Origin of the sequence: Pseudomonas sp. F01002, from assembly GCF_004402115.1 — a bacterium.
GTDB lineage: Bacteria > Pseudomonadota > Gammaproteobacteria > Pseudomonadales > Pseudomonadaceae > Aquipseudomonas > Aquipseudomonas frigoris.
This window is the reverse complement of record NZ_SOPU01000023.1, coordinates 349,613-375,104: the sequence shown is the minus strand read 5'-3', so window position 1 is coordinate 375,104 and position 25,492 is coordinate 349,613. Positions and strand designations below refer to the sequence as shown.

At 57.7% G+C, this 25,492-nt stretch carries 23 protein-coding genes; 12 read left to right on the top strand and 11 right to left on the bottom strand.

Going from position 1 to position 25,492, the window contains the following annotated elements; all coding sequences use genetic code 11:
* Positions 1 to 200 precede the first annotated feature (200 nt).
* The 7 genes from E3W21_RS20840 to E3W21_RS20815 all read left to right on the top strand — a co-directional run bounded on the left by E3W21_RS20840 (position 201) and on the right by E3W21_RS20815 (position 10,210).
* On the top strand, positions 201 to 797 hold the full coding sequence (locus E3W21_RS20840; protein WP_134421690.1) for an undecaprenyl-diphosphatase: 597 nt from the start codon (positions 201 to 203) through the stop codon (positions 795 to 797).
* A 68-nt stretch (positions 798 to 865) separates the two neighbouring features.
* Entirely contained in the window at positions 866 to 2,236 is a 1,371-nt protein-coding gene (locus tag E3W21_RS20835; RefSeq protein ID WP_166793851.1) for a TolC family protein, read from the top strand.
* The gene (locus tag E3W21_RS20830) at positions 2,233 to 3,297 is read left to right on the top strand and encodes an efflux RND transporter periplasmic adaptor subunit (protein ID WP_129444887.1); all 1,065 of its coding nucleotides are present in this window, start codon (positions 2,233 to 2,235) and stop codon (positions 3,295 to 3,297) included. Before E3W21_RS20835 ends, E3W21_RS20830 begins: the two co-directional genes overlap by 4 nt.
* A 21-nt stretch (positions 3,298 to 3,318) precedes the next feature.
* Entirely contained in the window at positions 3,319 to 4,008 is a 690-nt protein-coding gene (locus E3W21_RS31455; RefSeq protein ID WP_218570174.1) for an efflux RND transporter permease subunit, read from the top strand.
* Positions 4,005 to 6,437 carry an efflux RND transporter permease subunit gene (locus E3W21_RS20825; RefSeq protein ID WP_218570173.1) on the top strand — a complete coding sequence of 811 codons (2,433 nt, stop codon included), beginning with the start codon at positions 4,005 to 4,007 and terminating at the stop codon, positions 6,435 to 6,437. Before E3W21_RS31455 ends, E3W21_RS20825 begins: the two co-directional genes overlap by 4 nt.
* Before the next feature lie 72 nt (positions 6,438 to 6,509).
* A complete protein-coding gene (locus E3W21_RS20820) occupies positions 6,510 to 8,720 on the top strand; it encodes a bifunctional DedA family/phosphatase PAP2 family protein (protein WP_256661601.1) in 2,211 nt (736 codons plus the stop codon).
* A 257-nt stretch (positions 8,721 to 8,977) separates the two neighbouring features.
* Complete coding sequence (locus tag E3W21_RS20815; protein ID WP_166793850.1) at positions 8,978 to 10,210, top strand: LssY C-terminal domain-containing protein; 1,233 nt, start codon at positions 8,978 to 8,980, stop codon at positions 10,208 to 10,210.
* Positions 10,211 to 10,287: 77 nt separating this feature from the next.
* Here the strand turns inward: E3W21_RS20815 and E3W21_RS20810 are convergent, their stop codons facing one another.
* From E3W21_RS20810 to E3W21_RS20795, 4 genes are all read right to left on the bottom strand, one after another.
* A complete protein-coding gene (locus tag E3W21_RS20810; protein WP_129444883.1) occupies positions 10,288 to 10,677 on the bottom strand; it encodes a YkvA family protein in 390 nt (129 codons plus the stop codon).
* A 93-nt stretch (positions 10,678 to 10,770) separates the two neighbouring features.
* The gene (locus tag E3W21_RS20805) at positions 10,771 to 11,979 is read right to left on the bottom strand and encodes a HAMP domain-containing sensor histidine kinase (protein ID WP_166793849.1); all 1,209 of its coding nucleotides are present in this window, start codon (positions 11,977 to 11,979) and stop codon (positions 10,771 to 10,773) included.
* Positions 11,980 to 11,995: 16 nt separating this feature from the next.
* The gene (locus tag E3W21_RS20800; RefSeq protein WP_134421686.1) at positions 11,996 to 12,688 is read right to left on the bottom strand and encodes a response regulator transcription factor; all 693 of its coding nucleotides are present in this window, start codon (positions 12,686 to 12,688) and stop codon (positions 11,996 to 11,998) included.
* 124 nt (positions 12,689 to 12,812) lie between these two features.
* Positions 12,813 to 13,346: an ATP-dependent zinc protease gene (locus tag E3W21_RS20795; RefSeq protein WP_134421685.1), complete on the bottom strand. Its 534-nt coding sequence runs from the start codon at positions 13,344 to 13,346 to the stop codon at positions 12,813 to 12,815.
* A 163-nt stretch (positions 13,347 to 13,509) separates the two neighbouring features.
* On the opposite strand from E3W21_RS20795, the gene E3W21_RS20790 reads away from it, so the two are divergent.
* Together E3W21_RS20790 and E3W21_RS20785 are read left to right on the top strand one after the other, a co-directional pair.
* Positions 13,510 to 14,163, top strand: coding sequence for a histidine phosphatase family protein (locus E3W21_RS20790; RefSeq protein ID WP_165353298.1), 654 nt, complete (start codon positions 13,510 to 13,512; stop codon positions 14,161 to 14,163).
* A 116-nt stretch (positions 14,164 to 14,279) separates the two neighbouring features.
* Positions 14,280 to 14,618, top strand: a complete 339-nt coding sequence (locus E3W21_RS20785) for an FKBP-type peptidyl-prolyl cis-trans isomerase (protein ID WP_129444878.1) — start codon at positions 14,280 to 14,282, stop codon at positions 14,616 to 14,618.
* A gap of 3 nt (positions 14,619 to 14,621) precedes the next feature.
* Here the strand turns inward: E3W21_RS20785 and E3W21_RS20780 are convergent, their stop codons facing one another.
* Entirely contained in the window at positions 14,622 to 15,653 is a 1,032-nt protein-coding gene (locus tag E3W21_RS20780) for a D-cysteine desulfhydrase family protein (protein WP_134421684.1), read from the bottom strand.
* Between the two features lie 140 nt (positions 15,654 to 15,793).
* Between E3W21_RS20780 and E3W21_RS20775 the strand changes: the two genes are divergently transcribed.
* Positions 15,794 to 16,720 (top strand): LysR substrate-binding domain-containing protein, encoded by a 927-nt coding sequence (locus E3W21_RS20775; RefSeq protein ID WP_134421683.1) that lies wholly within the window; start codon positions 15,794 to 15,796, stop codon positions 16,718 to 16,720.
* Here E3W21_RS20775 and E3W21_RS20770 read toward each other — a convergent pair.
* Positions 16,683 to 17,837, bottom strand: coding sequence for a cytochrome P450 (locus tag E3W21_RS20770; RefSeq protein ID WP_134421682.1), 1,155 nt, complete (start codon positions 17,835 to 17,837; stop codon positions 16,683 to 16,685). The two genes, E3W21_RS20775 and E3W21_RS20770, sit on opposite strands and share 38 nt — an antisense overlap.
* Before the next feature lie 82 nt (positions 17,838 to 17,919).
* Between E3W21_RS20770 and E3W21_RS20765 the strand changes: the two genes are divergently transcribed.
* On the top strand, positions 17,920 to 18,684 hold the full coding sequence (locus E3W21_RS20765) for a helix-turn-helix transcriptional regulator (RefSeq protein ID WP_134421681.1): 765 nt from the start codon (positions 17,920 to 17,922) through the stop codon (positions 18,682 to 18,684).
* Here the strand turns inward: E3W21_RS20765 and E3W21_RS20760 are convergent.
* Positions 18,681 to 19,289 carry a LysE family translocator gene (locus tag E3W21_RS20760; RefSeq protein ID WP_129444875.1) on the bottom strand — a complete coding sequence of 203 codons (609 nt, stop codon included), beginning with the start codon at positions 19,287 to 19,289 and terminating at the stop codon, positions 18,681 to 18,683. The genes E3W21_RS20765 and E3W21_RS20760 overlap by 4 nt on opposite strands.
* Positions 19,290 to 19,394: 105 nt before the next feature.
* On the opposite strand from E3W21_RS20760, the gene E3W21_RS20755 reads away from it, so the two are divergent.
* The gene (locus tag E3W21_RS20755) at positions 19,395 to 20,309 is read left to right on the top strand and encodes a LysR substrate-binding domain-containing protein (RefSeq protein ID WP_134421680.1); all 915 of its coding nucleotides are present in this window, start codon (positions 19,395 to 19,397) and stop codon (positions 20,307 to 20,309) included.
* A 159-nt stretch (positions 20,310 to 20,468) separates the two neighbouring features.
* On the opposite strand, the gene E3W21_RS20750 is transcribed toward E3W21_RS20755, so the two are convergent.
* The 4 genes from E3W21_RS20750 to E3W21_RS20735 all read right to left on the bottom strand — a co-directional run bounded on the left by E3W21_RS20750 (position 20,469) and on the right by E3W21_RS20735 (position 25,491).
* The gene (locus tag E3W21_RS20750) at positions 20,469 to 21,488 is read right to left on the bottom strand and encodes a branched-chain amino acid aminotransferase (RefSeq protein ID WP_076031364.1); all 1,020 of its coding nucleotides are present in this window, start codon (positions 21,486 to 21,488) and stop codon (positions 20,469 to 20,471) included.
* Positions 21,489 to 21,757: 269 nt separating this feature from the next.
* Complete coding sequence (gene lpdA, locus E3W21_RS20745; RefSeq protein WP_129444873.1) at positions 21,758 to 23,143, bottom strand: dihydrolipoyl dehydrogenase; 1,386 nt, start codon at positions 23,141 to 23,143, stop codon at positions 21,758 to 21,760.
* Between the two features lie 17 nt (positions 23,144 to 23,160).
* Positions 23,161 to 24,432 carry a dihydrolipoamide acetyltransferase family protein gene (locus tag E3W21_RS20740; RefSeq protein WP_134421679.1) on the bottom strand — a complete coding sequence of 424 codons (1,272 nt, stop codon included), beginning with the start codon at positions 24,430 to 24,432 and terminating at the stop codon, positions 23,161 to 23,163.
* The gene (locus E3W21_RS20735; RefSeq protein ID WP_134421678.1) at positions 24,433 to 25,491 is read right to left on the bottom strand and encodes an alpha-ketoacid dehydrogenase subunit beta; all 1,059 of its coding nucleotides are present in this window, start codon (positions 25,489 to 25,491) and stop codon (positions 24,433 to 24,435) included.
* Position 25,492 lies beyond the last annotated feature (1 nt).

The window sequence follows — 25,492 nt, the reverse complement described above, 5'->3', positions numbered from 1 at the left end:
CGCCCATGTCATAGATGATTCTGACCCCACTCGGCCTATCAGCATTCTTAACTCAACCCCGCGACCCCTTGGGCCTACAAGGACGATAAGACTGCCAGCGTCAACCTTAAGGTGGACTTAAGGAAGCAACCACTATGGTGCGTATCACTCGCACCGTGATCACAACGTGGTGCTTCCTAGTCTCCTGAACGGGTCTCCCCATGGAAGAGCTCAATCGCACTCTGTTCTTGGCTATCAACGCCAGCGTGCACTCCTCGGCGGAAATGCGCCTATTTGCGACTTTTCTGGCGCAGTGGCTCATCACCGGGGTACCGCTATTGCTGATCGGATTGTGGCTGCGAGGTACACGCCAATACCGAGCTGCTGCGGTAACTGCCACGCTGAGCATCGTGTTCGCGCTTGGGTGCAATCTGCTGATCAGTAGCCTTTGGTTCCATCCGCGTCCCTTCATGCTGGGGTTGGGACAAAACTTCCTGGAGCACGCCCCGGAGTCCTCTTTCCCCAGCGATCACGCCACTGTGATGTTCACGTTAGCCATGGCTCTGATGCTGGTATCGCTGCGCAAACTTGGCGTGCTGATTTTGCTACTGGGTACATTAGTCGGCTGGGCACGTATCTATTTAGGCGTGCATTTTCCATTCGATATTGCCGGGTCATTGCTGGTCTCTTTGATAAGCGCGTGGTTGGTACCACAGGTGCTGAGTTGGAGACATCTTGGCGAGCATTTGCTCGACGTTCTTGAGGGCCTATACCAACGAGTTTTTCCACCAGCCGCTCGCCGCAACACTCATCAATAGGGGGAGAGGCAATGCTTGATTCGCGAGTTTCTGTGTACTCCGCCACTTTGGTCTCAAAGAAAATGCGAATGCATAAACTTTGTTTTATCACGGTGGTAATGCTGCTCACCGGCTGTGCGAGTTATCAACCACAACCACTGGCGCCCCTGAAAATGATGGCTGCCTATGAAGAGCGGACACTGACTAACCCAGAGCTTCAGCGCTTTATCACTGCACACCGCCCCAACACTACCCCTCTCTGGAGTCTGAACACCTTAACTCTGGCCGCTTACTACTACAGTCCTGAGCTGGACGCGGTGCGCGCCATGTTTGCCAGCGGTGAGGCGGCGACAGAAACGGCTAATCAACGACCCAATCCGTCCTTGTCGGTGCCACTGCAGTACGCAGATCAGCCGATAAAGCCGTGGACGTATGGATTGGCCCTCGACATTCCGATTGAGACTGCCGGTAAGCGTGGGTATCGAGTGGCGCAAGCGCAACAGCTCTCAGACGCTGCCCGTTTGAATATCGGTCAAATCGCCTGGCAGATCAGAAGTCGTCTTCGCAGCGCGTTGCTCGACTTTTACGCCGCCAGCCAGCACCACGCGATTATCGAGCGCCAGGTCGACATCCAGCAGAACATAGTGACCATGCTGGAGAAGCAACTTTCGTTGGGGTCGGCCTCGACGTTCGAATTGAGCCAGGAGCAGATCATCCTGGAGCGTGATCGTAGCAACTTGGCGAATAGCGAAAAACTGATGCTGGACGCCAAAGCATTGATTGCTCAGACCATTGGGATTCCTCTCAGGTCTCTTGAGCCCATCAAGATAGATCTGAGCGATTTCGAGAGCCTGACTCCGCAGATCCCTGATAACACCGCCCGCCGTCAAACCATTCTGAATCGCACTGACATCCTGGGCGCCCTGGCCGAGTACGAAGCGAGCCAAGCCGCTCTCCAACTGGAAGTTGCACGGCAATATCCGAACCTGTCACTCGGGCTCGGGTACTCGTTCGACCAAGGGGTGAACAAGTACAGCGTTACACCGGCAGGCATCACGCTCCCCCTATTCAACCGTAATGAAGGGCCTATCGCGGAAGCCGAAGCGCACCGCAAGGAAGCTGCCATCCACGTCGAAGCACTTCAAGACCAAGCGATCAATCAGACAGACAGCGCTCTACAGCACTATCGCCTGGCTACGCAAAACCTGGCGCTCATCGACACCCAGGGGGCGACTCGAACAGCCGCCTTTCAATCTGACCAACGCTCCTTTGATTTAGGCGCGATAGACCGACTGGGGCTATCGCGGTCACGCCGTGCCGTGAATGTCGATGCAATGACCCACGTTGATGCAGTGGTTCAAGTTCAGCAAGCCATCAGTCAACTTGAAAATGCCATTCAGCAACCGCTCGATGGAATCTCACTGCAAGCCCAGTCAACAGAGGCTGTCATTCGAAAATGAACACACCCTTTCGTAGCAAAACCTCGCGGATCGCCCTGGCGGTGATAGCCGCTGCCGGGTTAGGCGCTTTAGGTTTCTTCTCTTATCAAGCCATGCAGGTTGCACCTGTAACTGCGGTAGCGCCCCCTACACGGGTCACAACCGAAGGAGGTTTAACCATCGTCACGCTGGATGAAACGACCCAGACAATCAGTGGTATCCAGAGTGAGCCGATAACTGCATCCAAGAATCAAGTGGAACATCTTGCTTACGGCAGTGTGCTTGATGTGCAGGGGCTTAATGATCTGAGCACTCGTTACTCTATGGCTCAAGCAGACTCAGAGGCGGCACAGTCTGCCGCTTCGGCCTCGGGTCAAGAATATGAGCGCAACCTCGCGCTGTACAAAGCTAACCAGAGCGTGTCCTTGAAGGTGCTGCAAGCCTCGCAAGTCACATGGAATACAGACAAGACCAAGCTACAAGCAACGAGTGCCAACATTCAGTCGGTACGCAATAGTGCGCTCCAACAGTTTGGTGCGCCATTGGCCGGCGTGATCGGAGCGCAAGACGCTCCGCTATTGCGCAGACTGTTGAACCGCGAGGACATGCTTTTGCGCGTTGTCCTCCCCCTCGGTGTTGATTTGGCCGCTCCAGAACTGATTGCGGTAGAGTCCAGCGAACATCGTCGGGAAACGGCTCACCTCATTTCAGTCTCGCCCCAAGTCGACCCTTCGACTGAAGGCCGTGCATACCTTTACCGAGCGGCGGCGACCCTTCCAGTCGGTAGCAAAGTGGTTGCCTATTTGCCATTACCCACGCCAACCAGCACCAGTCTCGTCATACCTGAGGCCGCCATCCTATGGTTTGGTGGGCAGCCGTGGGCGTATGTGCAAATTGCAAACGACCGGTTTACCCGCCGTCCTGTCGCAGACCAAACCCCCTACAACAATGGGTACCTGGTCAGCACCGGGTTTGAGTCCGGTGATCGTGTCGTGGTGCATGGTGCGCAACTGCTGTTATCCGAAGAGCAGCGTCCGCCAATCACCGCATCGGCTTGCAAAGACCCCGAATGTGACGACTAACCAGACGGCAGCGAATACATCATGTTGAATTCAATTATCCGATTCGCTGTGCGCTTCCGAGGGGTCGTTATCGCCCTCGCTTGTCTGCTGGCAGGTTATGGCATCTACACTCTGACTCAGGCCCGGCAAGATGTTTTCCCCGAGTTCGCTCCACCGTTAGCGGTGATTCAAACCGAAGCTCCCGGGTTATCGTCCGAGCAGGTTGAAATGTTGGTCACCCAGCCGGTCGAAAACGCAATGGGTGGCACCCTGGGGCTGGCGAGCATGCGATCCAAATCGTTACCAGGGCTGTCCATGGTGACGCTGACCTTCAAGGATGGAGCTGACATATACCGAGCCAGACAACTGGCTGCGGAGCGACTCAGTACGCTCACCGGTATTCTCCCGCACGGCGTCAAAACGCCCGCGCTATTGCCATTAACGTCATCGACCAGCATCACTCTTGTCGCGGGTATTACCTCCGACACCCGCTCGCTGATGGAGATGCGCACACTCGCGGAGTGGACGATAAAACCGCAATTGTTGCGCGTGCCCGGCGTGGCGGACGTGATCGTATTCGGTGGCGATCTAAAACAGTTTCAGATTCAGGCGGATCCCAAAAAGCTGGTGCAATACGGATTCTCTCTTCAAGACGTGTTGAGCGCTGCCCAGCGCGCACGGGGGTTAGAGGCGCGGGCTTTCTGGAAACCGCTAACCAGCGCATCGTCTTGAATACCGAGGGTCAGACCGTAACACCCGAGCAGTTGGCTCAAACGGTGCTCAACTACCAGAGTGGTGTCGCCGTACGCTTGGGCGATGTCGCCACGGTGGCCTATGGGCCTGCTCCCGCAGTCGGCGCTGCGGCAATCGAGGGTAAGCCGGCGGTGTCGCTGATGGTGGAAAGCCAATACGGCGCCGACATGATGAGCGTTTCCAGTCATGTGGAAAGCGCCCTGGACAGTTTGAAACCTGCGCTCGAAGCAGAACAGGTGAGCCTGCATCCAGACATCTTCCGCCCAGCCAGGTTTATCGAAACCGCGATTGGTCACTTGCAAACGGCACTGTTATTGGGAGGCGTGTTAGTTGTCCTGGTGCTGTTTCTGTTCTTGCTCAATATTCGCACTGCGATCATCTCCGCTACGGCGATTCCGCTTTCCTTGTTAACGGCGGTGATCGTGCTCCATCACTTCGGTGTGAGCCTCAACACCATGACCTTGGGCGGCCTGGCCATTGCCTTGGGAGAGGTCGTGGACGATGCGGTGGTCGATGTGGAGAACATCTTCCGTCGGCTGCGCCAAAATCAAGCGCTGAAGAACCCCATATCACCGGCCCTGGTTGTATTGCGCGCCTCATTCGAAGTCCGTAGTGCGGTGGTATATGCCACCTTGGTTGTTGCATTGATTTTCCTGCCCGTTCTGGCACTGTCAGGGATAGCAGGGAAACTCTTCGCGCCCTTGGGGCTCGCCTATATCCTAGCGATTCTGGCATCCCTGGTGGTGGCTCTGACGGTTACTCCCGCGCTGGCATTTATGTTGTTGACCGCCAAGCCGCTTGAAGCGGAAGAACCCAAGTTGGTGCAGCGCCTGAAGGCTCGTTATCTGAAGTTACTCGCCAGTATCGAGTCGCACTCTCGATCAATAGTCTGGATGATCGTCATTCTCTGCACGGTGGCGATCACCGCGCTGCCGTTTTTTGGCGGTAACTTCATACCAGAATTGAAGGAGGGGCATTACCTCATCCATATGGCGTTGGCCCCAGGCTCCTCTTTGACCGAATCCATGCGTGTGGGCGACCGTGTAGCGCAGGAGCTGAGTACAGTCCCCGGCGTGCGACTGGTATCGCAGCGCGCAGGGCGAGCCAGTGAAGTGGTCGACCCGACCGGCGTCCACGTCAGTGAGTTCGAAGTGGATTTGAATACATTATCTGCCACTGAGGAAACCCTGGCCGTGGCGCGTATTCAACAAGTGCTGGCCAGCTTCCCGGGCCTGACGACGTCGGTGAACACCTTCCTGACTGAGCGGGTGGACGAAAGCATCTCCGGCGTCACCGCGCCGGTCGTTATCAATATCTTTGGCCCTGACCTGGATGTGCTGGACAGCAAAGCCCAGGAAATCGCCCAGGTGATAGGTCGAATCCCTGGCACCATCGGCCTGAGAGTCGAGTCCGCCCAGCATGTGCCGCAATTGACCATCAGGCTGCGGCCTGAGCAATTGACACATTGGGGGTTCGAGCCGGTTGATGTGATGGACGCGATTCAAGTGGCTTACGACGGAGTGACCGCCAGCCAAATCTATCAGGGGAATCAGACTTATGACGTCACCGTCTCGTTGACTCCCACGGCCCATCACAGCATCGCGACTGTCGGTTCACTGCTGCTACGTAACAGAGCCGGAACAACGGTGCCTCTCGATCAACTAGCCCTGATCACTCAAACCACCAGCCGTTACCAAATCATGCACAGCGGTGGTCAACGTCTACAAACAGTCTCGACCGCAGTACATGGCCGGGCGGTGAGTGACTTCGTTCAGGAGGCTCAACGGTTAATTAACAAGGAGGTCACCCTACCCAAGGGAACCTACGTCTTGTTTGCTGGAGAAGAACAAGCACGTGTGCAATCACAACAAGACTTACTGGTTTACACAGCGGTTGCCATCATTGGGATCATGCTGCTTTTGTTCCTCGCCCTCAAAAGCATGCGTGCGTTGGTCTTAGTCCTCGTGAACCTGCCTTTCGCCCTGGTAGGTGGCGTATTGACGGTGTTGGTGTGCGGTGGAAATTTGTCATTGGGATCGCTTGTCGGGTTTGTCACCCTGTTTGGTATCACGCTGCGAAACTCCATCATGCTCATCTCGCACTACTCACATCTGGTGAATGAAGAAGGTATGACATGGGGGTCGGATGCGGCTCGAAGGGGTGCCGCCGAGCGACTGGTACCGATCCTGATGACGGCCGTGGTGACCGCTTTGGGACTGCTACCTCTGGCGCTCGCCAGTGGCGCTGCTGGCAATGAAATCGAAGGGCCTATGGCTATAGTTATCCTGGGTGGCTTAGTGACCTCGACAGCACTCAATCTATTGGTGCTACCAACCTTGGCTTTGCACTTTGGACGCTTTGAAAAGCGCACCGAGGAGTTTCCCACTGCCGTGGCACCTGCTTCATAACGGTTGTGCGACCTCTCGGGAAGGGCCGCACTTTGATCGCTTCATCACCGGTACTCTATAGGCAGCCCACGAATGATGACGTCCCTGGTCTCATCGGTCATCGAGTTCCTGACGGCGCATCCGCATGTCGCCTATCTGGCGGTGTTTCTTCTGGCGCTTTCCGAGTCAGTCCCGATTATCGGCGCCGTTGTTCCAGGCACAGCCGTGATCCTCGCGCTCAGTGCCCTGGTGCCAAGCGGCGTATTATTGCTCTGGCCGTTGCTGGTCGCCGCCACGTTAGGTGCCATCGCGGGTGATGGTCTTTCGTTCTGGCTCGGGCATCGATACCACCGCGAGATTCTTGGTTTCTGGCCATTGAACCGCCACCCTGAACTGATTCAGCACAGCGAGGCCTTTTTCGAGCGTCACGGCGCCAAGAGTGTGTTTCTCGCGCGCTTCGTACCGGGCGTCCGCGCCTTCATCCCGCTCCTCGCCGGCATGATGGGAATGGCGGTCAGTCGGTTCTATGCCGTCAATGTTGTCTCGGCGCTCGCTTGGGCTCCGTCGCATATCCTGCCCGGTGTGCTCGTCGGCGCAACGTTCAGCTTTCTCGGTGCGGCTGCAAAGCCGCTCGCGATCCTGCTGGTCGTACTAGTCGCGACGGGCTGGGCGGGCCTGCATCTCGTGCGCTGGACGTTGCGTCGAGGCATCCCCTACCTCATCGTCGCAGTGGAGCGGCTGCGGAGCTGGGCCGGCACCCACGACACTTGGCTGAGCCGCAGTCTCACCCGCTTGCTCGATCCTTCACGGCCCGAAGCGTGGCCTCTCACACTGTCGGCCGTGCTTCTCGTCGGTGCCGCCTGGCTTTTCTTCGGTGTTCTTGAAGACGTCGTCAGCGGTGACCCGTTGCTGCTCGCAGACAGCGCGATATACCGCGCCCTCCAGGATCTTCGCACAACGCCAGGCAATGCGGTGATGATCGCCATCACAGAGCTTGGCGACACCAAGGTCGTGGTGGCGGTAACGATTGTTGTCTTGCTGTGGCTCATGTGGAAGCGCGCCTGGCGTACAGCTGTCTATTGGCTGGTGGCGATCGCCGGCGCTTCGGCGCTCAACACGGTCATAAAAGTTGCGCTGCATCGAGCTCGACCCGGCGAGCTTCTCTACTCCGGGTGGAGCGCGTTTTCCTTCCCCAGCGGCCATAGCACGGTCAATGTGGTGCTATACGGTTTCCTCGCCTTCCTCATCGCGCGTGAGATCCGCCCGGCATGGCGTCTCGCGGTCGCTCTTGGCGCAGCAAGCCTGATATTTCTGATTGCATTCTCGCGCCTCTACCTCGGTGCGCATTGGCTTTCCGATGTGCTCGGGGGACTGGCATTCGGGTCGGCGTGGCTAGCGCTGCTCGGACTGGCCTACCTGGGGCGCCAAGCCGGACGCATTGAACCAAAGGGCCTACTCGCCGCCGGATGTTCAGCGCTGATTCTCGCCGGAGGACTCAATATCTATCGTAGCCATGCGACCGACAGCGACCGCTACGCCGTCAAGGTGGGGACGCCGACCATGGCCGCCACCGATTGGTGGGCGTCGGGTTGGCAGCAACTGCCGGCGCGGCGTATTGATCTGACTGGCGAGACGAATGAACCACTGACGTTCCAGTGGGCCGGTGATCTGAAGGACTTGCAAGATGTCCTGCAGAACAACGGGTGGCGCGACTCGGCGGACTGGACACCGTTGAATGCCCTGAACTGGCTTACCGTCCAAACCGATCCTGCAGGCCTTCCGGTTATTCCACTTTTCGCCAGTGGTCGCCTCCCCAGTATGACGCTCGTTCGACCGAATAGTGATGGCGCACTTACCAGCTCGCGCCTCGTGCTTCGAGTGTGGGTCGTCGATTTCGAGCTCACGAACGGGCGTACTTCACCGCTGTGGATGGGTTCAGTTGTGGAGGAGCGTTTCTATCATCCCCTATCCCTCGTCACGTTAACGTCGACACAGCCCGATGTGAATGCACCACGAAGCACGCTAGCTACTGCTTTTGACGATGGGCGGCAGCTATCTCGAACCGAAGGAACGGCAGATGGGGATTGGGATGGAAAAGTCCTGTTAGCTCGCCAGGGTAAGACACAGAAATACTCAGAACTTCAGATCAGCCACTTGCGAGGCCAGAATCATGCTCTCCGCAGCCATTTTTTACACATTTTTGTTTTTGGCACTGGTTGTTGTCCCTGCAGGTTTGATTCTTATTGTGCTGCTCTTTCTGGATCGCCGGCGTCAACTCTGGCAACCCATGGCAGCAATTATTAGCTCTATTGGCGCAAAGTTGGCACAAAGGCCTGTTATTGCTGGTCTTCGGCAGCGCTTCCCTGGCACTGCCGTGTTCCTGGAGCACCGCCTCAATCCGCAGAGTCCTTGGGGCCTGCGGGCAACAACTGCCGGCCTTGGCATGCTTCTAGGTTTGTGGGTCTTCCTTAGCGTGTTGCAGGAAATCGTGGCAAATGACCCCCTTGTGATTCTCGACATCCACGGTCCCGCTCTTCCGCTCAACAGGAATGACTTGGCTCATGCTCGCTCTCACAGAGCTGGGAAGCACTACGGTGTTATCCCTGCTGTGTTCCGGCCTTGCCTTGCTTGCTCTTGCGCGAGATCAGCCGCGACTCGCAGCCACCTTCATGCTCGCTCTCGCCGGCTCGGGCCTCATCTCGACCATTCTGAAAGCGCTCTTCAGCTACGCGCGGCCAATGGATGCCATTGTCCGAGTGCATGAGCCGGGCTTCCCCTCAGGGCATATGCTCTCGGGCACTGTCGTGTATGGGTTGCTCGCCGCGCTGCTGTTGAGCAGCCAAGTACGTCGCGGTGCACGAGCGCTTGGTATCACGCTGCTGCTCCTGGTCATCGTAGGTATTGGTCTTTCTCGCCTCTATCTTGGCGTGCACTGGCCTTCCGATCTCCTTGGCAGCCTCGGTTTGGCGCTCATCCTTCTCGCATCACTACTGTTTTTCCTCCATTACAACCATTCTATTCGGTGGGTCGACACACTTCACGTGCCCCTCAGCGCCAACGCCCTTTCTATGGGTGGCAAAAGTGTCCTAATTCTTGCAGTGGGGGCCACAGTCCTACTCATGAGTCAGACCGAAACCATCCCGAATAAGCCTCATTCAGCCACGCATTTGCTTGACATCCACGCGCTGCGAACCTTTTTTCCACCCGAACTTCCTCGTTGGTCGGAGGACTTGGTCGGAGGAAAAATGGAGCCTATTTCTCTTGTCTTTGTCGGGGATGAGGAAGAGCTCTTGAATGCCTTTACGCGCGCCGGATGGGCGCGTGCCGATTCACCAACCCCACTGCGGGTGGTCAAGGAAGGCCTCGCTGCGCTTCGAAACCTTCCCGATCCAACCGGTCCAGCTACGCCGGCCTTTTTTTCGGACCGCCCACAAGACCTCACATTTGAGAAACCGGATACAGGTTCCCCAAGCATACAACGGCGGCATCACACCCGCCTGTGGCAGACGTCATATTGCCTTGCGCCTAGTTGTCGTCCTGTGTGGGTAGCAACCGCCAGCTTTGACATGGGTATAGAAATCTCGCCGAGCCTCCATCTCCCGACGCACCACATTGACCCCGCTATCGATCATGAGCGCGCGCTCATCGTGACCGATCTCACGCGTGTTGGGGCAAAGCAGGAAGGAAGCGTTCACGTGGCACAGCCGCTACGAGGAATGAATGCTGCGGGAGACCCATTCTGGACGGATGGTCGTGCGATTGTGCTGTCCATGGCCTGTCGTCAATTCCGATGATCGTCTTACCTACCTCCTACCTCGACCAGTGCTTTAGCTTGTTGTACGTAAATGCAATGAAAAGTACCGCTTTATACTCAACGAAAGTAAACCCACCACACACCTGCAACAACAGCGAGCCAGATCAAAACGATGAGCACCGCCGCCACTTTACTCACTGGGCGCTTCACATGGCTTTCCTCCCACTCGCTAGCCTTTAGCTGGCACTCCTCAAGCACAAGCGGTGGCATCAATCGGATAGCGAGCAGAATGCCGAGCGGCAGAATGATTACGTCGTCCAAATAGCCCAATACCGGGATGAAATCTGGAATGAGGTCGATTGGACTCAGTGCGTAAGCCACCACAAAAACTGAGATCCACTTGGGCAGCCATGGGGTTTGTGGATGCTGATAACAAAACCACAGAACCATGGTTTGTCGCTTGAGATTTTTAGCCCAGCGACGTAGGTGTTCAAGGATGCCTTTCATTCGGTGCTCTTGCTTATGGTAGGGAGTGCGGGTCGATTTCTGACGGATCAATCTGTATGCGTGCGGTGTGTCAATTTTGCGGCCGCTGGAAAACTACACAACATCGGGAAGCTGCAAGGTGAAACGGCTGCCGCCATTCGGGTTGGGCTCATGTCGAATTCCCCATCCAAGGTGATCTACAACACGTTTGACGATTGATAAGCCCAAACCCGAACCACCCGTGAAATCATCATCGCCTCGAACAAACCGATCAAAGAGGCGGGCTTGTACCGCATCGGGTAAACCCGTACCGCTGTCCTCCACAACAATTTGAGATGAGTTCAAGTAAATGGTGATGATGCCTTGCTCCGTGTGCTGACAAGCATTACGTAGCAGATTGCTGACCGCGATAGTGACCAGCTCAGGAATGGCTCGTACCGAAACCTCCTCAGTGCAGAAGAGGTTGAGTGTCAGGGCCTTTCCACGGAGCAGTGGCTGGCAACGCTCCAGCTCACGTTCAATCAGGGGACGCAGGTTGATCAAGACGAGGTCGGTAATTTCCGGCACTCGGGCCAGTTGCAGCAGGGCCCCGACCTGCTGCGCGGTTTCTGCGGCATTACGTCGAATACGTTCGGTCATGACCAGAAGGTCCGGGCGATCCTGCAAACGGCTGGTGAGCACTTCCGCTGCGCCGAGCATGATCGTCAGAGGGGTACGAAGCTCGTGGCTGACGTCGGCAGTGAACCAGCGTTCGCGCTGCAAGGCATAGCTCAACTGGTTGGTTCGATCATCGATAGCCCTCGCCAGTACACCAAGCTCGTCAGTGGCATCGAGGCCGGGAAGCCTGCCTGTCGTATGCTTGTCCTGAACCGAAGAAGCCAGCTTGGTCAGCGGCAGGATCACCCGGTTTGCGCTGACTCTACCAATCAAGATGGCTAATCCAATGCCCCCCAGGAACGCAATGCCCAAGGTAATGTAGGAGGAGGATTCGATTGACTCAAAGTCACTTTGGTCATCCACCACGGCATAGCGCTCACCATTGGCCTCACCGATCAGAACGTGCAGTCCCCGTCCGTTCAACTTCATTTCGTGAGTGCCAAGCCCTAACGTTTGCAGAGGTTGCGGAATCAGCGGACCTTTGAAAAAGCTGAGATCGAGGGTTTGTGACTGCACCACATGAAAAGAATCTGCGGCCCAAAGATCGGCTGCGCGCACGAGTCGGTTATCGATAAGCTCCTTCTCGATCTTCGCGACGACAAAGAAAGCGGAGCCCGTGAAAAAGCCAACGATGATGACTGCCAGCAACACATAGGCAGCGACCATGCGACCGCGTAACGAGTCACTTTGAAACATTGTGGTCGACCAGTCGATAACCTACCCCTGACACGGTGAAAAGCATTGGCGGGGATTGAGGGAAGGATTTGTCTATTGCCTGCCGTAGGGCGTGGATATGGCTTCGTAAGGCATCGCTGAGTGGCGGATCGTCTTTCCAGAGTTCTTGTTCAAGCTCCTCACGGGTTACCAGACTTGGGGCTGCACGCAACAGTGCCACCAACATCTTGTAACCGAACGGCGTCAGCTCGACCCGCTGTCCTGCTCGGCGCGCTTCAAAGGTTCCGGGGTCAAATTCCAGATCACCAAAACGCAGCACCTGATCGGTTCTTAGTGTACTTGCTCGCCTCACCAACGCATGAAGCCGCGCTTCCAGTTCAATCAGCGAATAGGGCTTGACCAGGTAGTCATCGGCTCCCGCCTGTAATCCTTTCACCTTGTCATGAACCGTGTCTCGTGCCGTGAGCATCAGCACTGGCGTATTGCATTGCTGCTCTTCACGTAACCGTCGGCACACTTCCAACCCATCCAGACCTGGCAGCATGCCATCCAGCACGATCACGTCGAAACGCTGCTCAGCCACCCGAGCCAGTCCACCCTGTCCCGTGCGGGCATTGTCGAGTTCGTGTCCGAGGGGCTCGAAATACTCGTAGAGGTTGGCCACGATGTCCGAGTTGTCTTCAATAATCAAAATTCGCATGGTTTGGCTCAAATAACCTCATTCATACATGGAAATCGGTGAGCCGATGCGGCCGCCACTTGAGCGAAAGCAGCGCCCGTAGCGACAACCTTTTTGCATGACCCGCTCGGGTCGCCATCGAGGACTACTTGGCAGAAGCTTCTTTGCTGCACTTAGGTTCCATGGTGAAGGTATGGGAAACATCCACCAACCCCAGATTTTCTAAGGTACGCCGCCCAATAAGCACGGGATAATTCATCTTGCCTCGATCCTTCAAGGAAAACTGCTCGTTATAAATCTGGTCGCCAATGCATATTGTCATTTGCACCACAGGTCGGTGCTCGGCACCACCGGCCCCCCGGACTTTCACATTACGCTCAACCTTACGCTCGAACGGAGCAGTGACCAGCTTTCCCGTGTTGCTGTCTTTCACTTCAACATTGAAGCGAACCCACTTTTCACCGTCTTTCCGGAAAGGCTCGATGTCCTTGGCATCCAGTGAGGAAGTCAATGCCCCTGTGTCGAGCTTGACCTTCACCGAAATGTTTTCGGGCATCAACACACCTTCCTCAACCCAGCCAAAGACCTTCGATGGGCTTTTATTCGCGGAGAATGCGGGCTGTATCAGTAATAGTCCAAGAACGGATGCTGCGAGCCATTTTGCTATTGAACGTGCCATATGAAGCTCCTCCAGGATTCGAAGCATCAGTCTGCATAAAGTACCGTCAAGAACCCGTTAACACGCACTTCTTGATTGCCAGTGACCAAACCAACGACTTCTTCACGGTCCGTCGGGCAAGCTTTCGAGTTAATCAGCCACGCTTTGGATGGGGTCTAGCATTATGTCGTTGTCTTTCACTGGGTTGAATTGGCGCAGCAAAAAAGTGCTTTTGGCCGCGCTCGCCATCGTGCTTTGTATAACAGGAGCCTACTTTCTATTCAGAACGCCTCGACTGCCCAATCTTGCTCACAGTACGTCCTTGGAAATTACCAATCTAAAATCGGCATGGGCCAGTGGAGAAGTTATTGTCCTGATTCGCCACGCGGAGCGCTGCGATCAATCGAGTGCTCCCTGCCTGAATGCCCCAGATGGCATTACCACAAGGGGTAAGGACGTTGCAGTGGAGTTGGGCGAGCAATATCAAAAGCTCGGTCTTGATAAGACAGATATTTTTACCAGCCCCCTGACGAGGACCAAGCAGACAGCCACCTTTATGTTTAACCATGAAATTGAAGATCAGGAGTGGCTTGCGTCCTGCAGAGGTATCATGCTGCAAAAGTCGGTTGAAACTAAGCGTAAAGGACACAACCTGATCCTGGTTACGCACAGCAGTTGCATTCGGCAAATCGAAAAAAATTTGAATGTGCATGCACCTGAAAAACCACCCTATACCTCTTCGCTATTCATGTTATTTGGCGAGAATGATAAAAAACCACATGCGCTTGGTTTTGTGAATACACAAGACTTTAGCGCTGACTTTATGAGTCGGAAATAGTCATGGCAGTCCTGGACCTCAAGATACCGTTGGCTGGCTCAACGTCAGAGTCCTGAACTCCTCAAGTCGATGCAATTAACCAGCCTATCGGGCAAACGAACACACGAGTGCAAGCAATGAATGACGAGCTTCAGGTAATCGATATCCAGGTGGGCGACGGCAAAGCCGCCGTCAAAGGCGCGCTGATCACCACGCAGTACCGTGGCTGGCTGGAAGACGGCACTGAATTCGATTCTTCCTACAGCCGTGGTAAACCTTTTCAGTGCGTAATCGGCACTGGTCGGGTGATCAAAGGTTGGGATCAGGGGATTACGGGGATGCAGGTCGGCGGCAAGCGCAAGCTGGTGGTACCAGCGCATTTGGCCTATGGCGAGCGGACTATGGGTGCGATTAGGCCGAATTCGAACCTGATCTTTGAGATTGAATTGCTGGAAGTGCTGACCCGCGACGATTAACCGCTATGACTGAAAGGTCTCCCGGTAGGCATAGAGGCCCGGTGTTCCACCGGTCATCACGAACAGCACGTTGTCCCCGGAACGGTAGCGTCCTTGCCTGAGATCGGCCAACAGCCCGGCAAACGCTTTGCCGGAGTACACAGGGTCGATCAACAGGCCTTCGGCGCGAGCCATCAGGCGCACTGCTTCCTGCATGGCTGGCGTCGGCAGACCGTAACCGTCGCCCAACTGACTGCCGTCGATGGCGATCTCTTCAGCCTGCACAATGGCGCTACTGCCCAACAGCGCCAACGCGTCCTGGGTCAATTGCCGGGTTCTGGCCGCTGAAGTGTCTCGATCGGATAAAACCGAATAGGACTTGAGGATCGAGGTGCCTCGGCCCAGCAACTGGAAACCCGCCGCGAGCCCGGCGTGGGTGCCGGCGCTGCCGTTGGGCACCACGACTTGATTGAAGGTGAGGCCGAGTTCCGCCTCCTGCTGCGCGATCTCCGCCGCGCAGCGCGCATAACCGAGACTGCCCAGAGGCGTTGAGCCTCCGGTGGGAATCACCAGCACATTGCGCCCCGAATCCCGAAGTTGCGCGGCCCGTTTCTCGGCTTCGGAGAGTGAATCGCTGCCCCCTGCAAGCACCTGTAGCTGTGCTCCGAACAGCTGGTCGAGCAGAACGTTACCGTTGAGTTCGTAATCCACATCGTTTTTGGGGACCGCGCGGGTCAGGATCAGTTCGCAGGCAAGGCCCAGGCGAGCACACACCGCGGCGGTCAGGCGCGCATGGTTGGACTGAATGCCGCCCACGGTGATCACCGTGTCGACTCCGCCCGCCAGCGCTGCGCCGAAATGGAATTCGAGTTTGCGCAGTTTGTTACCGCCACCGCCAATCAGCATATGATCGTCGCGCTTGAGAAACAGGCCGATTCCCTGCGACTTCAAGCCCAGCAGTTGTTCGAGGCGTTCGGCGCGCTGAATGGGCGTGGGGCCTTGCAGAAGGTCTGCCCGCGCAAAAGAACTCAGTGACGTGTCCAGTAGGGTTTGCATCGATGGAGCCTCGTTGTTCACGTTTATTAAAGTGACTCTATGGAGAAAAACCCTCGTGATAAACGCATTGCCGGTTATTACTCCTTTAACCTGATGTACTTAATCAAGCGTTCCGTTTCCTCCCTTCACAAGGCATGGTCATGAGCAAACTCAGGCAAATGGAAGTTTTCGTCGCCGTGGTCGAGGCGGGCAGCTTCGCCGATGCGGCCAGTGACGTCGGGATGTCGGCGGTCATGGTTGGACGGCATATCCAGAGCCTGGAGAAAACCCTCAACACCCAGCTCATTCAACGCACCACCCGACGGCAATCCATCACTGGGGAAGGGCGGTTGTTTTATGAAGAAGCCAAGCGGGCACTGGAGCAGGTGAAGTACGCGTTCAGCCGGGTGGAGGCGTCGAACCCGGAGCCCAGTGGCCTGTTGCGAATCACCGCACCGATGACCCTCGGCGTGGCATTGGTCGGTCCTCTGGTGTCGGAGTTCATGCAGTGTTATCCGCAGATCCAGGTCGAGCTGATTCTGAGCAACGAAGTGGTGGACCTGTACGAGACGTCATTCGATCTGGCGTTCAGGATTTCCGAACTGATCGGCGTGAACCTGCTGGCCAAGCCATTGCCGCCTTATCGAATGGTGATCTGCGCATCGCCCCGGTATCTGGAAAAATGGCAGGAACCTCAGTCCCCCGAAGACCTGCACCGACACAGAATCCTCTCCCACACGTCCTGGAACAACCGTTTTGCCTGGCCGTTGAAAAGCGGCGCCAGCGAGGTTCCTTGGCCCGAAGGGGCGGTGCTGAAAAGCAATGACGGCCAAGTGCTGCTGCAGGCGGCCGTGGCCGGAGAGGGTATTTTGATGCAGCCTGATTTTCTGGTGTCGGCCGCGTTGGCCAAAGGTGAACTCGTGCGGATCCTGGACGCCTACGCGCCGCCGCCCAAGCCGGTACAGATGGTGTATCCACGCTCGCGAAAATCACTGCCCAAATTGAAAGCCTTTATCAATTTTGTTGCGCAGCGACTGTGTGCGACACCCATCAACTGTGGGAGCGAGCTTGCTCGCGATGAACGATGACGCGGTCGCTGAAAAGCGGTATGCGGCCGTTGAGGGAAGGGCGGTAATGCCAGGTCAGGCGATCCAAAGCAGGCTTTATCGTCAGGATCTCCTTCAACGTAGCGCTGGCAATGCTTAGGGCCAATGTCTGTCCCGGGCATTGATGCCGCCCAGCCCCAAAGGTGAAGCTACGCCGGTCCGGACGATCAAGAAAAAAGACGTCGGGATGGTCATTGACCTGTGGATCGCGATTGGCCGAAGCCAGCAGCACCAGAATCAAGTCGCCCGAATTGAGGCTTACCCCGTCGATTACACACGGCGCAGCGACAAACCGGCGGGTGTTCTGCACCGACGGATCGAAGCGCTGAACTTCAGCGATCAAGTCATCAACGCGTGTCGATTCGCTGTGCAACGAGGGGTTTCGAATCAACGCCAACAGCGCATTGCCGATCAGCCCGGCGGTGGCTTCATAGGTCTGGGAAAACAGCCCGATCAGGTTGGCGATCAACGTTTCAGAGTCGCCAGAGGTTGCCGCGAAGCGCTGGCGGATCCCGGCGAGCAGGGTGCTCTGATTGCCCCGGTCATCCAGTAGCTCAACGAAGTAGCCGCTCAAGTGTTCCGCCGCAACGTGCGCTGCATCCCGTTGCGCCTGATCGCCGAGGGGCGACAGGCACGCGACGAAGTCCCCGGTCAGCTCGCTGATAGTCCGGCCCTGAGCCGGAGAGAACCCCAGCAATGCAGCCACCACGCACACCGGCCCGCGGAACATCGCCTTGTGCAACCCATCGGCGCCCGGAGTGATCAGACGCGCGCCGACCAGCGCATTGACTTCAGCGACATCAATCAACGCCAGCTCCGGTTGAACCGCCGACCTCGGGCAACGCTGCCGTTCGCCCTCATTCATCCGCATCAACTGACCAAAGACCTTGCCGGCCATCCCGCCAACAATCGCCTTGGGCACCGGTTCGTGGGACGGCCGGACATGACAGTCAGGATGCGCCAGCACGGCCGCAACGGCTCGGGCGCTACTCGCCACCCACACTTTCAGTCCTTGGTGAAAAACCAGCCCGCCCTCCAAGCGCAGTTGCGCGTAATAGGGATAAGGATTGGCATGAGTCGCAGCGATAATTGGGTCCATGGGTCGCAGCCTTGTTCGTGGTTGGAAAAGTGTTGCTACTATCTCCAGTCCGAAAGGGCCTTGATTCGTCCGGGAGCGAAATATGAACGTAGAACAGCACGACATCGGCGTTTCTCTGGTGGCTGCGGCGATCGCGGAACCGGCCCGGACGAAAATCCTCTGTTCGCTGATGGACGGCCACGCCCGGACCAGCACCGAGCTGGCAGCGATTGCCGAGGTCAGCGCCTCCACCGCCAGCGCGCACTTGGCCAAACTCAAGGAATTGGCGCTGGTGCGGCTGCACGTGCAGGGCCGGCATCGTTATTACAGCCTGACGGACAAGCGCGTCGCCCAGGCGCTGGAAGCGTTGATGGTGATCGGCCAGAACGCTGCGCCGACCTTCAATTCGCGTACCCCGGATCGCCTGCAATTCGCCCGCACTTGCTACGACCACATGGCCGGCACGTTGGCTGTGCTGCTGCATGACCGGATGATCGAAGCGGGGTGGTTGCTGGAAACCGATGAACAGGTCTATCAGCTGAGCGACAGCGGTGAGGCGTTGTTTGAAGGGTTGGGTATCGAGGTCAAGGACCTGAGTACGTTGCGCCGCCGCTTCGCCTGCCCATGCCTGGACTGGAGCATGCGCCGGCCGCATCTGGGCGGTTCGTTGGGGGCGGCGTTGTTGCAAACGGCGATCAAGCGCAAATGGGTAACTCAGGACCTGGACAGCCGCGCGCTGGCGTTGACGGCGACGGGGCGAAAGGAACTCAGCAGCCGGTTTGCCGTTGAACTGCCGGTTCAGGTATCGACAGCACAACCCGCGTCCACCGAGACCAGACGGCGCGCGATCGCCAGTTCTGCGCCTTAGCGACTGGCCGAGGCCATCAGCACGCCGAAACCGGCGAAGGTCACGCCCGAGACTTTCGCCGCCAGCCAGGAACCCTTCGGGCTGGATAACCAGCCTTTGGCGGCATTGGCGAGCAAGGCATAGCTGCCATGCACCAGAATCACCAGCACGCCGTAGGAGGCGACCAGCTTGAAAAACTGGGTGGAGAAGTGCGCTGAAGTGTCGATGAATTGCGGGAACACCGCCAGAAAGAAAAACACGGCCTTGGGGTTCAAAAACTGGATCGAAGCCGCTTCAAGGAAGCGGTAGCCCGGGCTTGAGGGGCGCGTTTCAAGCAGTGTGTTGAAACCAGCCGAGCGCCAGCTTCTGTAACCCAGGTACAACAAATAGGCGGCCCCTGCGGATTTCAACGCGGTAAAGGCGTTGGCGGAGGTGCTGAGGATCAGGCCGACACTGGTGGCGCTGATGGCGGCGACGATAAACGCACCCGACGCGATCCCCAGAATGCCCGGCACGGCCCCCGTCCAGCCGTGGCGCACCGCGTTGGACAGGGTCAGCACAACGCCAGGCCCTGGACTCAAAATGGTCAGGGTGGCGAAAAGTAGAAAGAGTCCATAGCTGTTCATGTCTTGCTCCGTCAGGTGGCGCTGGCTGCGTGCTGGCAGATTGGCGTGACGACGTGGTCGTGACAAACGCTTTAATTGCGGTGCATATGTGACTAAATTAGACGCATGACAAATCCACTACCGCCGCTTAATGCTGTTCGCGTCTTCGCCGTTGCTGCTCGCCATCAAAGTTTCAGCCTGGCGGCCGAAGAGCTGCATGTCAGTCACAGTGCCGTCAGCCGACATATCAAATTGCTTGAGGAACACCTGGGCGTGCTGCTGTTCGAGCGGCGTGTCCGTCAATCGGTGCTGACGCCGGCCGGTCAGCGTTTTTATGAGCAGGTCAGTGCCGGGCTGGCGCAGATCGCCAACGCCGCCGCTGCGCTTAAGCAACATGCCTCGCTGCCGACCGTGAAGATTAATGTCCGTCCGTCCTTTGCGATGCTTTGGCTGATTCCCAGGCTGGAGGATTTCATTGCGCAGCACCCGGACATCAAGCCGCAAGTGATTACCCAAACCCAGGCACCGGATCATGCACGCGACGGGTTCGACATCGTCATTCGCCGTGGTCGTGACGATTGGGCGCCGGCGATTGAGGCGCGAGCGCTTTTCGAAGACGAACTGTTGCTGGTCGCGGCACCCTCGCTGATCCACCGCCTGGCCCTTGAAGACCTCGCCTCCCTGAGCCTGCACACGTTACTGACTGCCAAGGCGCGTCGCGAAGATTGGCACAACTGGGCCCTGCATTTTGGTCAAGGCCAGTCAGCCACTCAGGTCACCCGGCAGTTTGATCACATGCACCTGGTGCTTGAGGCCGCCGTGGATGGACAGGGCATTGCCTTGTGCCCGACCTCTTTGCTGGGAACCCACCTCTCGAGCGGTCGCCTGATTTGCCCGTTGCCCGAATTGCGGATGCCGTTGCCGCGTTATTACTACGGTGTTGCGCCGGACGTGACGGTGCAGACACGGGTGTTTGTGGAGTGGTTGTTTGCCCGGATCGAAGAGGATGGCGGTCAGGTGGGGCGGTTGATTGCTGGGTGATTTGAAGATCAAAGGATCGCAGCCTTCGGCAGCTCCTACATGGGATTGCATTTCAATGTAGGAGCTGCCGAAGGCTGCGATCTTTTGATTTTTCCCATAAAAAAAACCCACCCTGCGCGCTAACGAGGGGTGGGCTTTTTTAGTGCCTGAAGCGCTGGATCAAACCTTGACGATCCAGCCCGCTGGCGCTTCGATGTCGCCGGTCTGTACGCCCGTCAGCTCTTTGTAGAGCTTCTGGGTGACCGGGCCGACTTCGGTTTCGCTGTGGAACACGTGCAGTTTGTCGTTGTAGCTGATGCCGCCGATCGGTGTGATCACCGCAGCAGTACCGCAAGCGCCGGCTTCCTTGAAGTCGGACAGCTTGTCGATGAACACGTCGCCTTCGACCACTTCCAGGCCCAGACGCGATTTTGCCAGCTCGATCAACGACAGACGGGTGATGCCCGGCAGGACCGACGGCGAGTTCGGGGTCACGAACTTGTTGTCGTGGGTGATCCCGAAGAAGTTGGCCGAACCGACTTCTTCGATTTTCGTGTGGGTCATCGGGTCCAGGTAGATGCAGTCGGCGAAGTGGGCTTTCTTGGCCTGGGAACCTGGCATCAGGCTGGCCGCGTAGTTACCACCGACCTTGGCTGCACCGGTGCCTTGTGGGGCGGCGCGGTCGTAGCTGGAGATCAGGAAGTTGTGCGGGGTCAGGCCGCCCTTGAAGTAAGCACCGACCGGAATGGCGAATATCGAGAAGATGAACTCGGGGGCGGTACGCACGCCGATGTTGTCACCCACGCCGATCACGAACGGACGCAGGTACAGCGCGCCGCCGGTGCCGTAAGGCGGGATGAAACGCTCGTTGGCGCGGACCACTTCCTTGCAGGCTTCGACGAACTGCTCGGTGGATACCTGTGGCATCAGCAGGCGCGCGCAGCTGCGTTGCATGCGTGCGGCGTTCTGGTCCGGGCGGAACAGGTTGATCGAACCGTCCTTGCAACGATAGGCCTTCAGCCCTTCGAAGCATTGCTGGCCATAGTGAAGGGCAGTGGAACCTTCGCTGATGTGCAGCACATTGTCTTCGGTCAGGGTGCCTTTGTCCCACTCGCCATTTCGCCAGTGCGACAGATAGCGCTTGTCTGTCTTGATGTAGTCAAAACCCAACTTGTCCCAATTGATGCTTTCGTTACCCATGACACCCTCTATCACTTAACAACCGCCGAAACGGTTCAAGGCTTCTGACGTTTTTCTGGATGGGGACAACAATACTTCATTCCGGGCCCATTTCGCAGCCCGGACTATCGGCTGATTGGCAGATAAATCGTGTCGTCTTCGAAAATCGCGAGCAAGCTCGCTCCCACATTTGATTCCGGGCTGCCTTGAAATCTACAAACGCCACAAATCCCCTGTGGGAGCGAGCTTGCTCGCGATGAGGCCATCACTGACCCCATCAATCCCCTGAGTTACAGATGCAACGCGTGACCAAGCGCACGCAACGCCGCTTCCTGCACCGCCTCACCCAACGTCGGATGCGCGTGGATGGTGCCGGCAATGTCTTCCAGCCGGGCGCCCATTTCCAGGCTCTGACCGAACGCCGTCGACAATTCCGACACCCCCACACCAACCGCCTGCCAGCCAACAATCACATGATTGTCACGCCGCGCCACGACCCGCACGAAGCCGCTTTTCGATTCCAAAGTCATCGCCCGGCCATTGGCCGCAAACGGGAAGCTGGAAACGATGCAGTCCAGACCAGCCGCCTTGACGTCGTCTGGGGTCTTGCCGACCACCACCAGTTCCGGGTCGGTAAAGCACACGGCGGCGATGGCGGTCGGGTTGAATTCGCGGGATTTACCGCTGATCAGCTCGGCAACCATCTCGCCCTGAGCCATGGCCCGGTGCGCGAGCATCGGTTCGCCGCTCACGTCGCCGATGGCGTACACGTTGCGCATGCTGGTCTGGCAGCGGTTGTCGATCTTGATCGCCGAGCCGTTCATGTCCAGGTTCAAACCTTCGAGGTTCCAGCCTTGAGTGTTCGGTTTACGGCCAACGGCCACCAGTACTTGGTCGGTTTCCAGGTTCAGGGTGTCGCCATTCGGGTCAAGCACTTGCAGTGTATTACTTGCAGAATCAAAGCCTTGAACGCTGTGCTTCAAGTAAAGCTTTATGCCGAGTTTTTTCAGTTCGTCATGCACAGGCTGCGTCAGTTCGGCGTCGTAGGCCGGCAGGATGCGATCCTGGGCCTCGACCACGCTGACGTCGGCGCCGAGCTTGCGATAGGCAATCCCCAGCTCCAGACCGATGTAACCGCCACCGACCACAATCAGCCGTTTCGGCACGGAGGTCGGCGCCAGGGCTTCGGTGGAGGAGATGATCGGCCCGCCAATCGGCAGCATTGGCAGGTTCACGCTTTTCGAACCGGTGGCCAGCACCAGGTGCTCGCACTGAATACGCGTGTCGCCGACTTCTACGGTTTTACCATCAATGACTTTCGCAAAACCTTGAATAACCTGGATTTTGTTCTTCTTCAGCAGCGCCGAAACGCCCGTGGTCAGGCGATCAACGATGCCGTCCTTCCACTCGACACTCTTGCTGATATCGAGCGTCGGCGCCGACACGCTGATGCCCAGCGCCGAATGCTGGCTGTGGTGTTGCGTCTGGTGAAACTGTTCGGCGACGTGGATCAACGCCTTGGACGGAATGCAGCCGATGTTCAGGCAAGTACCGCCCAGTGATTCGCCTTCCACCAGAATGGTCGAGATGCCCAGCTGGCCGGCACGGATCGCCGTCACATAGCCGCCAGGGCCGCCGCCGATGATCAGCAGCGTGGTGTTCAAAGTCTGTTGCATGCCTGCTCCACTAATAATTAGTCCACAAACAGGGTGGCGGGTTGTTCGAGCAAGCCACGAATGGCCTGGATGAATTGCGCCGCGTCCATGCCATCGACCACGCGGTGATCGAAGGAGCTGGAGAGGTTCATCATCTTGCGAATCACGATCTGGCCTTTGACGACCATCGGGCGTTCGACGATTTTGTTGACGCCCACGATCGCTACTTCCGGCAGGTTCAGCACCGGGGTGCTGACGATACCGCCCAAGGCGCCGAGGCTGGTCAGGGTGATGGTCGAACCGGACAATTCATCGCGGCTGGCCTTGCCATTACGGGCAGCGGTAGCGAGGCGGGAAATTTCCTGAGCGCTGTCCCACAAGCTGCGGGTTTCAGCGTGACGGACCACCGGCACCATCAAACCGATATCGGCTTGTGTGGCGACGCCGACATGCACCGCGCCAAGACGCGTGATGACCTGGGCTTCGTCGTCGTAACGGGCGTTGATCTGCGGGAAGTCGCGCAGGGCAACAACCAGAGCGCGGACCAGAAACGGCAGCAAGGTCAGCTTGCCGCGGGTCGCGCCGTGTTTTTCGTTCAGATGAGCGCGCAGTTCTTCCACGGCGGTGACGTCGATTTCTTCGACGTAACTGAAGTGAGCGGCGCGCTGAGTGGCATCCTGCATGCGCTGGGCAATCTTGCGGCGCATGCCGATGACCGGGATTTGTTCTTCGTCGTTACGCTGGGCGTAAGCGGCGGCAGCGGTGGATTGCGGCTGCTGACCCTGGGCCAGATAGGCGTCGAGGTCTTCGTGCAATACGCGACCGGCAGGGCCGGTGCCACGCACCAGACGCAACTGGATGCCGAGGTCCAGCGCATGTTTGCGCACGGCCGGGGAGGCCAACGGACGCTCATCAGCTTCGCGAGCGACCATCGGACCTTGGCATACGGCAGCTCGCGGCGCTGCAGCGGGAACCGGTTTGCTTTCAACAGCGGCTGCAACTTTCGGTGCCGCAACCGGCGCTTCTTTAACAGGTGCAGGCTGAGCCGACTCTTTAACGTTGCCCGCGCCTTCGACTTCAATGCTGATCAGGATGCTGCCAACCGCCATGACTTCGCCGGGCACACCGCCCAGCGCAATCACCTTGCCGTTCACCGGCGAAGGGATGTCGACCATCGCCTTGTCGGTCATGACATCGGCCAGTACCTGATCTTCGACGACCATGTCGCCGACTTTGACGTGCCATACCGACAATTCAACTTCTGCAATGCCTTCACCAATGTCCGGCATTTTAATAACGTGCGTGCCCATTCAGACCTCCATAACCCGATGCAAAGCCGCGCCCACTCGGGACGGACCAGGGAAATACGCCCACTCTTGTGCGTGCGGGTAGGGAGTGTCCCAACCGGTGACGCGCTCGATAGGCGCTTCCAGGTAGTGGAAGCAGTGCTCTTGCACCAGGGCGACCAGTTCGGCGCCGAAACCGCAGGTGCGGGTTGCTTCATGAACGATCACGCAACGGCCGGTTTTCTTCACCGACTTGACGATGGTCTCCAGGTCCAGCGGCCACAGGCTGCGCAGGTCGATGACTTCAGCGTCGATGCCGGTTTCTTCAGCCGCCACTTGCGATACATAAACGGTGGTGCCGTAGGTCAGGATGGTTACGTCCTTGCCGGGACGCGCGATGGCGGCCACGTCCAGCGGCACGGTGTAGTAACCGTCCGGCACTTGCGCGGCCGGGTGTTTCGACCACGGGGTAACCGGGCGTTCGTGGTGACCGTCGAACGGGCCGTTGTACAGGCGTTTTGGCTCGAGGAAGATCACCGGGTCATCGTTTTCGATGGAGGCGATCAGCAAGCCTTTGGCGTCGTAAGGGTTGGACGGCATCACCGTGCGCAAACCGCAGACCTGGGTGAACATCGCTTCGATGCTCTGGCTGTGCGTCTGGCCGCCGTAGATGCCGCCGCCGCAAGGCATGCGCAGGGTCATCGGCGCGGTGAACTCGCCGGCCGAGCGATAACGCAGGCGGGCGGCTTCGGAAATGATCTGGTCCGACGCCGGGTAAACGTAATCGGCGAACTGGATCTCGGCCACTGGCCGCAGACCGTAAGCGCCCATGCCCACGGCGACGCCGACGATCCCACTTTCGGAGATCGGCGCGTCGAACACCCGGGAGGTGCCGTACTTGTTCTGCAGGCCTTCGGTGCAACGGAACACGCCGCCGAAGTAGCCCACGTCCTGGCCGAACACCACGACGTTGTCGTCACGCTCAAGCATCACATCCATGGCCGAGCGCAGGGCCTGGATCATGGTCATGGTGGTCGTGGTCATGGCGGTTTCCAACTCGATATTGTTGTTGTGATCGTTCATG